This is a genomic window from Burkholderia ubonensis subsp. mesacidophila, from assembly GCF_002097715.1.
Taxonomy (GTDB): Bacteria; Pseudomonadota; Gammaproteobacteria; order Burkholderiales; family Burkholderiaceae; genus Burkholderia; species Burkholderia mesacidophila.
On sequence record NZ_CP020738.1, the window covers coordinates 904,236 to 916,147 of the forward strand.

Sequence of the window (11,912 nt, forward strand, 5' to 3'; positions counted from 1 at the left end):
GCCAAACCCGAGGTGCTCGCCTCGGGAACCCAACTACGCTGTTATCTCGCCGGATTTCCCGAAGGCATCTTCGCCGGAGCGTCGGGCACGAGCGTGATTTCCACGCGACGGTTTTTCGCCCGGCCTTCCGGTGTCGCGTTATCCGCGACAGGCCGGGTATCGCCGTAGCCCTGAATCGCGAACTGGGTCGGCGCAATGCCGGATGCGTCGACGAGCCAGTCCCGCACGGCGGCCGCGCGATCGATCGAGAGTTTCTGGTTGCGATCCGGCTTGCCGACATCATCGGTATGCCCGGCGACGAGAATCCGCTTGCCCGGATGAGCCTTGATCAGTTCAAGCGCACCCACCATCGCGCGTGTCGAATCGGATTTCAGTGCCGCCTTGCCGCTGTCGAACAGCGACATGCTGTCCAGCGTCACGACGGACGGTGGCGGTGGGGGCGGCTCATAGGACGCGATGGCCTCGTTGAGCGGCGCAAGCAGGTCGTGGCCGTGATACATGCCGAACGACAGCCGGAGCGGCACCCCGGTACGCGCGTAGCGATCCAGTTGATCGCGATCCGCGACCAGTGCCCGTAGCGCATCGCGTTTTGCCGCGTCGTGGGTTGCGGAAATCGCGTTGTAGCGTGCGAGGTGCTCGCCGACGCGGGCCGCCAGCGCTTCGTTGTTTTTCGCGGCTCCCCAGATGGCGACGGTGGCAGCACACGCGACGATCGCGAACGCGTGTCCGACGGCTGCGGTTCGCGGCGAACGCCACGCCCGTCGCGGCGCGGCTTCGATCAACGGCTGGGGAAGCGGCCACGGCGCCGTCGAGCCGGGAATGGCGCGCGGCACGATGGCGATGTGCGTCCGGACATCGCGCTCCCACGGCTTGCCGGGGCCGGTGGCCGGCCCGCAATCGATCCAGCCCGCGCCGAACAGGCGCCATACCGGCGCCGGCTGCCGCAAGTCGGCCAGCACATCGAACACGTTTCGCTGCGTCCAGACGACGAGGGCGGCCAGACCGGCGGCGCGCGCGGCCGTCGCACTGGTGCCGCCGGAATGGATCACCTCCGATTCGGCGGCTTCGATCGCCGTGTCGAAGCAGTGCGCGTCGACGATGGGCGACGCGGCTGACGTGCCGTACCACTGAGCCGCGGTATTGTCGGACTGCATCGGGCTCGTCGCCGGATCGTCCGTCAGCAGCTGATAGGTCGCGACGTAGCCGGGCAACGCCGTACCCAGCGCCTTCGACGCATCGGCCGCCGCCTGACGGACGACGCGCAACCTTTGTGCCAGGACATCGCTGTTCGCATGCATTGCGGGAGCGACCGACAGCACGACGCAATCGGGCGCATGTCCATCGCGCCATTGACGGATCGCGACGGCGAGCCGCGGCAGGTCCTGCGGTTGATCCACGCGCAACCAGATGGCGCCGTTGCCGACATGCACGTAGCGCGTGATGGTGTTTTCGCGATCGAAGAGCGCAGCCAGACCGTCGCCGACGACCAGCGCGACCGGCATTCTGGTTCTGAGGCTCACCGGGAGGTCAACCGTTGCGGGGCCGAGTTGGGTCAACACATGTGCGTGTTGCTCGCGCAAGCGCGCCAGCTTGCGCATGTGCAGCCAACCGACCAGAAGCGAAGCCGCGATGACGACTGTAGTCAATCCCCACGCCACGCCACGGTCGATCGGCAGGACGAGCCATATGATCGTGAGCGCCAGTACGGCGGTTAACGTGACGACGGTGCGCAGCGGATATCCGAGCCCTTTAAGCGTCGCCCCCGGGCCTGGCGTGCCGGGGCGAGCGTACGGATCGGAACTCACGGCCGTTTCGCCTGCTGAATGAGGTGCGCCAGTTGCGCATCGAGGACCTGGTGCCAGACGAGCCATGTCAGTGCGGCAGCGGCGCAGGCGATGCCCGCGATCGCCCAGGGTGAAAGCCGCTTTAGCCGGTCGATCAGCCGCGTCGTGGATCGGTCGGTCAGGAACGGCGAAGGCGCTGCCGGACGCAGCCGGTCGATCTGCTCGGCGAGCGCCGCAATCACGGCCTGACGCTTCGCTTCGCCGTCATGTGATGCCGCCGTTGCTCCAGCCGGAGACGCATAGCGGCCCCGGAATCCGACGCCAAGAATGGCGGCGTAGCATTCGAGCAATTCGACATTGGGTGCGGCCTCGCGCATCCGGTATTCGATTCGCTCGTACACGCGATCGCCTGCATCATGAATACCGTACCGTTCCACCTGCAAGGGTTTCGGTTCCCACTGCGCGCGGTCGCTGGGAGGCAGGTGCCGCAGGGCAGCCTCGTCGATCAGGCCGCATTGGGCGATTGCGGCATCGTCACGTACGTCCGGGGCGATGCCAAGTGCATCCAGCGCGGCCGAGAATTGCGCGACGAGCTGAAGGCAGCGTTGGCGCAATTCGCCGACGTCCTGGACCTGCCCTTCGTTCGACAAATGAGTTACGAGCAGGGCCGTGTCGCGCAGCAATGCGCGAATCGACGTGCCGGTTGCGTGGCCGGCGCCCGGCTCGCGCTCGAGCAGCGCTGCCTGGGCGCGCGTGGAAATGATGGTGTTCATGAGCGCAGCACCGCGTAGAGTTCGATCGATGCGTCGGGGATCGACGCGGGCAAATAGATCTGGCAGGCGCGTGCGGCGAGCATTCTCGCAAGTGCCGGCGCCGCCGGATCGAGCGCGAAATAGTGATTGTCGAGCCGAACCGGAATGGCGCCCGGGACGCGCTGGACCGCCTTGAGCGGAATGCCCGCGACGGCGGAATTGACGATGTGCTCGACGTCGTCGGGGGCGCCGACCTTGCACAGGCGCGGGAATTGTTCGACGAGTTCGAATGCGGGCAAGACGGCATTGACGGACAGATACCAATCCGCCGCGTCCTCGGCGAGGCGTTCGTCGAGAACTTGACCGAGCCACGTCGTCGGGCTCGTGTGCGTCAGGCCGATCGAGACGACACGTGATGGAATGATCGCATCGAGCAGGTCGCGGATCAGCATCTCGAGTTTCGTGAACACCTCGTCGGCCTTGGCGTGGTCATAGGCTGGAATGTCGGTGAGCTGTGTGCCCGTCGAGAACGTAATCAGCGTGCCCGCGAGCTGAGACAGAACCTGATAAAGACGGTCGGTCGGCTGGCTCGGATGCGATGCGAGAAAGCGGAGTTGCGGCCACGCGTTGTGAATGCAATGCAGGAGCCAGAAGAGCTGGACGTCCGCGACGCCGTACTCGGCCACTTGTTCGATCCGTTCGCTGCGGCGCGCGCCGAGCGCGGCGCTTTTGGCGCTCAGGATATCGGCGAGGCGTTGGATTCGTTCGACGTGAAGCGCATGTGCGGACAGCGTGAGGCAAGGCGGCACGAAGCGGCGATCGATCTGGAACTGGCCGTTCATCGTGCGTGTCAGCTGCGCAATCGCGCACACCGTATCGTCGTCGTGCGGCTCGAAATCGAACAGCAGACGTACGGCGTGGCGTTCCGCGGCGATTTCGGATTCGCCGCCGCCGTTGAGATCGATCACCTTGACGAACTCGCGATACGCCCGTTTCGGCCGGGCCAGCGTGGTCTCGTCAAAGCGGCAGTTGCCGCCGTTGGCGTCGGGCAGCGCCAGCGCCGCGAGCACGACGACGCTCTGCGCGTCGGAAGGTATTCCATGAGTCAGATCCCGTGCGGGAGGCAACGTGTCGGCGACGGTCGTGTCGATGGGGGTGCCGTCCGGCAGGCGCAACTGGAGCCGCGTCAGCTTCAGGCGTCCTGACGATAGTGCGTCTTCGTCGATATCGACGCCAAGCGTTCCCCACGGAGACGAAACGACGGAATTTGCGAGCTGGCGCAATGCGAACGCAGCCCAGCGGTCCTGCTGCTGGAAATGCTGTTGCGTCAGGATCAGCCCTTCATGCCAGAGCGGTTTTTCGATCCGCATGGTGTGGTCTATCGAAATTTAGGAATTATGGTCAGGAGATTCTATGGTCTAGATGTTGATTTCGTATACCTAATTTTGTGGAAATTCATGTTTTGTTGAGATGGGTCTATTTTGAGATATTGCGGGTGGCGATAATCGAGGTTTGTATGCGGAATATTTATTGAGATATTGTCGCAATAAGTTTTGAGAATGTGGTGCTGTTTCGTGGCAGGGATTAAGTGAAATATGTCATGAAAATCATGGTGTTGTGTGTGATGTTTGCATCTGTGTCAGTGGGGGTGGGCGGCAGGGTAGGCTGGTTTGTGAGTGGTTTTTGAGAAAATTTCTGGAGTATGTGCTTGATGTTATGACTTGTCTTAATTGTTGAATTAATGTGAATTGATGGATTGATGTTTACTGCATGTAATGTGTCGTGGTAATTTCCTGAATCCGTGAATCGGATGCAGTGCTACGGGGTATCCGAGTCAGTCTTTCGCAATGAGCACCGTGGGGCCGAGGACATCGGCGTCGCGAGCGACTGGGCATCTGCTGGCCACGTACCATGGACGTGCATTGCGGAATCTTCAAGCATCATGAGATAAGGAGAACGAATTGGATAGCTTTCAGAGAGAGATCCCGAAGAGCCGGGTTTCGATCACGTTGGACCTGCACACCGGCGGCGCGCAGAAGAAGGTCGAGCTGCCGCTGAAGCTGCTCGTCGCGGGCGACTTCAGCGCCGGCCGCGAGCAGGCGCCGCTTGCCGAGCGGAAGAAGGTCAACATCGACAAGAACAACTTCGACGCGGTGCTCGCCGATTATGCGCCGGACCTGAAGATCGCCGCGGACAACACGCTGGCGGGCGACGGATCGGAGTTGCCGGTCAATCTGTCGTTCCGCTCGATGAAGGACTTCGAGCCCGAGCAGGTCGCACGACAGATTCCTGAACTGCAGGCACTGCTTGCGATGCGCAACCTGCTGCGCGACCTGAAATCGAACCTCCTCGACAACGGCACGTTCCGCCGCGAATTCGAGAAGGTGCTGAAGGACAAGCGGCTGTCTGACAAGCTGCGCGGTGAACTGTCGCAGATCGCCACCGCCGCCACGCAACCGGAAGGGCATGCGTGAGCGGAGCTGGGCCAAGCGCGCCTTCACCGCATTCCGAAAACAGGTTGCGATTCGATCGCAGACAGGACACGAAATGAAATCCACTGAAACGCAGCAGACCGGCGCGACCGAGACCGTCGTGCTCGACGCCCCGCACGGGGACATCGACAGCGTGTATGCATCGCTGTGCAGCAAGATCAACCTGAAGCCCGTCAGCGAGGCGCGTCCGCTCGAGGCGTTCCGCGACAACGACATGCTGTCCGAGGCGTCCGCCGACGAGCGGATCGCGCGTGGCATGGGCGCGTTCCTCGAGCTCGTTGCCGGCGCGAGCCAGCCGGTCGACCGGCTCGACAAGTCGCTGCTCGACTTCCATATCGGCCAGATCGACCGGCAGATCAGCCGCCAGCTCGATGCCGTGATGCATACACCGGAGTTCCAGGCGCTCGAAGCGCGCTGGCGCGGCCTGAAGATGCTGGTGAGCCGCACCGATTTCCGCAAGAACGCCAGGATCGAGGTGCTGGATGTGTCGAAGGACGCGTTGCAGCGTGACTTCGAGGATACGCCGGAGCTGATTCAGAGCGGCCTGTACCGTTTGACGTACATCGAGGAGTACGACACGCCCGGCGGTCAGCCGATCAGCGCGATGATCAGCGATTTCGAATTCAACAACTCGCCGATGGACGTTGCGCTGCTGCGCAATATCTCGAAGGTTGCCGCTGCCGCGCACATGCCGTTCATCGGCTCGGTCGGTCCGGCGTTCTTCGGCAAGCAGTCGATGGAAGAAGTCGCGGCGATTCAGGACATCGGCAACTACTTCGACCGGGCCGAGTACATCAAGTGGAAGAGCTTCCGCGATACCGACGATGCGCGTTACGTGGGCCTGACGATGCCGCGCGTGCTCGGCCGTCTGCCGTACGGCAAGGATACGGCGCCGGTGCGGGCGTTCAACTACGAGGAAGCCGTCAAGGGCCCCGATCACGACAAGTACTTGTGGATGAACGCATCGTTCGCGTTCGCGGCGAACATGGTGCGCAGCTTCGTGAGCAACGGCTGGTGCGTGCAGATTCGCGGGCCGCAGGCGGGCGGCAAGGTCGAGGATCTGCCGGTTCACCTGTACGACCTCGGCACCGGCTATCAGCCGAAGATTCCGACCGAGGTGCTGATTCCGGAAACGCGCGAGTTCGAATTTGCGAATCTGGGGTTCATTCCGCTGTCGTTCTACAAGAACCACGACTTCGCGTGCTTCTTTTCGGCGAACTCGACGCAGAAGCCTGCGCTGTACGAGACCAAGGAGGCGACCGCGAACAGCCGCATCAATGCGCGTCTGCCGTACATCTTCCTGCTGTCGCGCATCGCGCACTACCTGAAGCTGATCCAGCGCGAAAACATCGGCACGACCAAGGACCGTCGTCTGCTCGAACTCGAGCTGAACAACTGGATCAAGGGGCTCGTGACCGAGATGAAGGACCCGGGCGACGAACTGCAGGCGTCGCATCCGCTGCGCGAGGCGAAGGTGACGGTCGAGGACATCGAGGACAACCCGGGCTTCTTCCGCATCAAGCTGTTCATCGTGCCGCACTTCCAGGTGGAAGGGATGGACATCGGGCTGTCGCTCGTTTCGCAGATGCCGAAGGCGAAGAGCTGATCTGACGTCTGTCGCATGCGCCGCCGGGGTGTTGATGGTTGCCCCGGCGGTGCATTGCGTTCGCGCACACGAGAGGATTCCATGGCGATGATTTTGCCCTCGCAGGCTTATGAATTGAAGCTGGCGCCGCACCCGGCGCCGTTCTCGATCCTGAAATTCACTGGACTCGACCAGGTCAGCGAGCCGTACAGGTACGAGATTGAATTCACGAGCCCGGTGGCCGGCATTCCGATGGACCAGGTGCTTGGGCGACCGGCCAAGTTCATCGTCGATCCGATCGACCCGAACATGGACTATCTGAGGAAGATGTTCGGGGAGAATGCGGCGCAGTTCAGCAAGAAGCCGCCGGTGTATACGGTTCACGGGATCATCACGAAGTTCGACGAGTTCGAGACTTCGGCCGACGAGACACGCTATCGGGTGGTGCTGGAGCCGATGCTGGCGGACCTCAATCGCGGTGTAACCAGCCGGCTGTTCCAGAAACAGTCGGTCGAGGAGATCGTTACCGATACGCTGCGGCATTACGGCTACCGCGCGGGCGTCGACTTCGTGTTCCAGTTGCGCGGGCAGTACAAACGCCGCGAGTACGTGACGCAGTATCACGAGACGACATTTGCCTTCATCCAGCGCATCTGTGCGGAGGAAGGGATCTGGTTTCGCTGGGAGCAGAAGAAGGATCGCGCGGTGGTCGTGTTCGGCGATGATCTGGATGCGTATGCGCGCAAGCAGCGTACGGTTCCGTATCGCCGCGACTCGGGGCTCGAAAGTGTCGGCGCGGATGCGATCAAGACGATCGGGCGCGAAACTCGGCGCGTGCCGGAGGCGGTGCGCCTGCACGATTACAACCATCGGCAGGCGGGCGTGTCGCTGCTGGTGGACGAAAGCGTTGCGCCCGACGACAAGACGACCAACGCCATCGATTATCGCTGGGGCGAGCACTACGAGACGCCGGAGGAAGGCAAGCGCGTTGCGCGCCTGAGGCACGACGCGTATCTGGCCAGCCAGATCGCCTTCAAGGGTACGGGCAATCCGTTCGCGCTCGAAGCAGGCGAGGTGATGCGGGTCGATCCGAAGCCGGCCGATGCGAAGCATGGGATATTCGTGACGTCGGTCGAGTCGCACGGCGGGCGTAACGAGTCGTACTGGGTGTCGTTCGAGGGGATTCCGTCCGATCGGGTGTGGCGCACGCCGACGGCGTTGATTCGGCGCCCGGTGATCGACGGAATTTTGCCGGCGCGTATCACATCGCCCAGCAATTACAAGTATGCGTACTTGACCGAACAGGGCTGGTACGTGATCAAGCTGCCGTTCGACCTGGACGAGTGGAGTCCTGGCGGTACGAGTCGGCCAGTGCGGTTCGCGAAACCGTACAGTGGCGACAACTATGGCCACCACTTCCCGCTGATTGATGGTGCCGAGGTGGCGATCATCCACACGGGGGGCGATCCGAACCGGCCCGTGATTATCGGGGCCATGCACGACAGTTTGCATCCCGACCTCGTCAACAACCTCAATCACACTCGGAATCTCATCCGCACCGCGGGGCAGAACGAGATGCGGATGGAGGACAAGGAGGGTGTCGAGCACATTCACCTGACTACACCGCATCAGGTCAGCGAGCTCAATCTCGGGCACCTGGTCGACGAGAACCGAAAGGAACGCGGCCAGGGTGCGGAACTTCGCACGGGTGGGCACGCCACGGTTCGAGGCGAAAAGGGTGTTCTGGTCACTGCTGAAGCTCAATCTGGCGACAGCGGTCAACAGCTTGCCATGCAGGGCGCGCAAGGATTGCTCGATTTGGCGCTGCAACAGATGCGCTCGCTCGGTGATGCAGCGAGTGCAGCGCGGGCCGTGGCGGCAGACTACGAGCGCCAACGTGCGCTGCTCGACGGAACGCTCAAGGAATTGAAAAAATCCGGTGTACTCGTGAGCGCGCCGGATGGCATGGGCCTTACCTCCGGAACTGATCTCCAGTTGACGGCGAACAACCACCTGTTCGCAACTGCCGGTGGAAACGCCGATTTTGGCGTCATGAAGCGCTTCACGGTCGCTGCTGGCGAACTGGTATCTCTCTTTGCGCAAAAGCTCGGGCTGAGGCTCTTTGCCGCCCGGGGAAAAGTGGAGATACAAGCGCAGAGCGATGAGATGCACCTGATGTCGGACAAGGATATGCGCATCACCAGCGCTAATGGCCGCGTCACGGTGGAAGCCAAGGAAGAACTGATCCTCAAATGCGGCGGTTCGTACATTCGGATTTCCGCAACGGGCATCGAGGATGGCACCCGAGGTCATCGAACCATCAAATCTGCCGCCTTTGGCCGCCATGGACCGAGTTCACTCGCCGAATCGATGAATACGTGGAAGCACGCGAAATTCGCCGATACCTATGTTGTCCGGAATCCTTCGACTGGAGAGCCGCTTGCCAATGCAAGCGCCGAGATCAAGCGGGACGATGGCAGTGTGCTCAAGGTGTTGACTGACGAGTTTGGCAAGACGCCACATCAGAAGAGCCTTTTCACTGAGCACGTTCGTATTCGCGTGTTGGACTGAACCCGTCAATCCCTGTTTCGGAAGAACATCATGACAGATGCCACTCCCGTTCTGCATCACAGCATGGTCGACGAGAACGGTGACCAGTACAGCATGGCGACGCTGACTTCCACGGAGGATCAGCGCGAGAAGATCGTGCTTGCGAAGCCTTATGTCATCCCTGTCCTTTTCCTGCCCGGGATCATGGGCACTAACTTGCGCAAGAAAGTAGGCAAGGCCAGCGCCTGGCAGCCGCCCAATCTCGATTTGCGCGGCGCGGCGGACTTGATCGCACAGTTGTTCATCTATCTTTTCAAGAATACCAATGAACGTGCCGCTGACCTGGTGACGGATTCGGTAGAGATCGACCCCAGTGGGCCGATCGATGGTGGCGAGAGCGGCCTGCCGAAGAGCGTGCTGGTCGCGCGTGGTTGGGGCGCGTTGATGCGCTCGAGCTACCACCCGTTCATGGCAAAGCTTCAGCATCTGCTGAACGATTTGTCCCGGTATGACTTCCAGCGGTGCGAGGCCGACCTCCGTAAATGGGCTGCCGAAGCCGGCCAGGACGCACCCACAGAATGGGGCGCAAAAGAAGGCGACGCCCTCACGCGTGAAGAGATCCTGCATGCTGCCAACTACCAGTTTGACGTCTGGGCAGGCGGGTACAACTGGCTGCAAAGCAATCGGGATTCCGGTGCTGCCATCAAGGATTTGATCGAGCAAACCATCCTGCCGTTCTACAACGAAGGCAAAGGCGTCGTTGTCCATGACACGCCTGACGGCAAGGGTGGGTCGTACTGCTACAACGAGCGCCCGGCGCCCAGCCGGCCGATGGCGGAAAAAGTGATCGTCGTCACCCATTCGATGGGCGGGCTGGTCAGCCGCGCGCTCACGGAACTGCACAAATGCGACAAGGTGCTCGGCGTCTCGCACGGCGTGCAGCCCGCCACGGGTGCGCCCGCCACCTATAAGCGCATGCGGTCGGGTTTTGAGGGTGGGGAAAAGCTGTTCCTCGGGCGCAATGCGGCAGATGTCGTTGCGATTCTCTCGCAAGCACCGGGGGGCCTCGAACTGCTACCGACAGCGGATTACAACGACGGCAAGCCGTGGCTCAAGGTGCGGGACAAGGGGAGTGGGAAAGAGATTTTTGCGCTGCCGCGGAACGGCGACCCTTACAACGAGATTTATTGCTCGTCCGCGTGGTATGGGTTGGTGCCGGAGGGGAACCTGGGGTTGATGAATCCGGGGGAGAAGAAAGCAGAGGCGAAATCAGCGGATAGTTCAAAATCTGAGGACGGATCCTTACGGAATGCAATGAACAAAGTCATCGCAAAAGTCCGCGAGTTTCATGTGGGAGTTCAGGGAAAGTACGCATTCCCGACTTACGCCCACTACGGCGCGCAGGGCAGGCGTGAGACTGAGAAGGGGGCGGGGGGCCTTCTTGGTACGGGATTGCTGGCAAGCAAGGACCGCTTCAGTTGGGGCGAGGTGTCATGGGAAGGACGTGCCCTGGATAGTCTTGATGTTGCCGGAACGGGCATTGCTAGTGACAAGGGCGATGGCACGCTCGTGACTTCATCAGGCATCAAACTCACCATCAGCCAACCCGACTGCCCCGGGGATGGCACCGTGCCGGTGTATTCCGGCGCAGCGCCGGGCAAGGCCGGAATTGCTATGAGTTTCGTCCACGGGCAAGGCAACCCCGGTCAACGTAACGAGCATTTCGGTTATGACCATCAGGGCAGCTATGGCGACGAGCACGGGCGATCGCTGTACGCCACCATGTACGCCATCGTCAAGATCGCTCAGCAAGCCCGATGGCATAAAAAGGAGTCTGCATGAAACAAGACTGGAGAACTCGCGCAATTGGACGACATCTGGTTGATGTGCCAACTGATGCGACGATTTTCGAGACGTACAAATACAACAAGGTGGGGATTGAGCCGCTACACGAAATCACGACACAGGCGAGCTTTGACTATCTTATTTCTCGTAAGGAGAATGAGCTTCGTTATACAAAGCATATTTCGCGCGGCAACATGTTCGTCGAGCGGGTACTGCATGCCAATGGTTCGGTCACGCTGATATCGTGGAGTGATCCGGACTTGGACTATGAATACTATAAATTTGATACCTATTTCTGGGCAGGCTCAAAAGGCCTAAAGTATTCGGGAGAGGTGTCGCCGGACCGTAAAACCTCTGCGCTGGCCTTACGTCAAGAACTCTCCCGAGAATGGCGAGAAGTCCCATCCGGCGAATTGCCGGAAGGTATCGGCTTTGTGGCCGGGAGCGCTATATTGGTCGACAAGGATTTCAACCGCGAAAGCTGGGAGATGATCATCCGGCTCGCGAACAAGCCCGACGTCTCGCTCCGGTTAACCTCATATGCACAAAAGAACGTAGAACCCGGCCTGCGCGCCCGCGCCGGCGGCATTCTGCCAGCGTTGCTGGGGGCGGTGGTGGGGATGGGCCAGTTGCGTAACCGTGCCAGACCCGTCGGTCCGATCGAAGCCGACGAGATCCTGGTAGCTGGCACGCAAGATGGCAAACGCACCTATGGTTTCAAATGGGAAGCGCCGGGCAAGGCGTACTCGCTGGCCGAACCGAACCTGAACGCCTCGTTGCGCGTGGGCGAAAGCGCTTACCCCACCAACAAGGAATCGTTCGCGAACGACGGTGAGGCGCTGGAGTTATGGGATGCCGTGGTGGATTCCATTCGCCTGCGCCCGGGGGCCGTATGAAGACACTG

Annotated in this window: 8 protein-coding genes; 5 read left to right on the forward strand and 3 right to left on the reverse strand. The window is 61.2% G+C overall.

Translation table 11 applies throughout. The annotated features are described in order from the left end of the window. Positions 1 to 41: 41 nt before the first annotated feature. From B7P44_RS21660 to tssK, 3 genes are read right to left on the reverse strand one after another with little or no spacing between them, the layout of a single operon-like run. On the reverse strand, positions 42 to 1,805 hold the full coding sequence (locus B7P44_RS21660) for an OmpA family protein (RefSeq protein WP_231716808.1): 1,764 nt from the start codon (positions 1,803 to 1,805) through the stop codon (positions 42 to 44). After that, complete coding sequence (locus B7P44_RS21665; protein ID WP_084908068.1) at positions 1,802 to 2,557, reverse strand: DotU family type IV/VI secretion system protein; 756 nt, start codon at positions 2,555 to 2,557, stop codon at positions 1,802 to 1,804. Before B7P44_RS21665 ends, B7P44_RS21660 begins: the two co-directional genes overlap by 4 nt. Next, on the reverse strand, positions 2,554 to 3,906 hold the full coding sequence (gene tssK, locus B7P44_RS21670) for a type VI secretion system baseplate subunit TssK (protein ID WP_084908069.1): 1,353 nt from the start codon (positions 3,904 to 3,906) through the stop codon (positions 2,554 to 2,556). The genes B7P44_RS21665 and tssK overlap by 4 nt, the downstream gene beginning before the upstream one ends. A 591-nt stretch (positions 3,907 to 4,497) precedes the next feature. On the opposite strand from tssK, the gene tssB reads away from it, so the two are divergent. From tssB to B7P44_RS37195, 5 genes are all read left to right on the forward strand, one after another. Next, positions 4,498 to 5,010, forward strand: coding sequence for a type VI secretion system contractile sheath small subunit (gene tssB, locus B7P44_RS21675; RefSeq protein ID WP_084908070.1), 513 nt, complete (start codon positions 4,498 to 4,500; stop codon positions 5,008 to 5,010). A gap of 73 nt (positions 5,011 to 5,083) precedes the next feature. Next, the gene (gene tssC, locus B7P44_RS21680) at positions 5,084 to 6,634 is read left to right on the forward strand and encodes a type VI secretion system contractile sheath large subunit (RefSeq protein WP_042587270.1); all 1,551 of its coding nucleotides are present in this window, start codon (positions 5,084 to 5,086) and stop codon (positions 6,632 to 6,634) included. A gap of 81 nt (positions 6,635 to 6,715) precedes the next feature. After that, positions 6,716 to 9,184, forward strand: coding sequence for a type VI secretion system Vgr family protein (locus tag B7P44_RS21685; RefSeq protein ID WP_084908071.1), 2,469 nt, complete (start codon positions 6,716 to 6,718; stop codon positions 9,182 to 9,184). Between the two features lie 30 nt (positions 9,185 to 9,214). Beyond that, complete coding sequence (locus B7P44_RS21690) at positions 9,215 to 11,005, forward strand: lipase family alpha/beta hydrolase (RefSeq protein ID WP_084908072.1); 1,791 nt, start codon at positions 9,215 to 9,217, stop codon at positions 11,003 to 11,005. After that, positions 11,002 to 11,904 (forward strand): T6SS immunity protein Tli4 family protein, encoded by a 903-nt coding sequence (locus tag B7P44_RS37195; RefSeq protein ID WP_157915375.1) that lies wholly within the window; start codon positions 11,002 to 11,004, stop codon positions 11,902 to 11,904. The genes B7P44_RS21690 and B7P44_RS37195 overlap by 4 nt, the downstream gene beginning before the upstream one ends. The last annotated feature ends 8 nt before the right edge of the window (positions 11,905 to 11,912 follow it).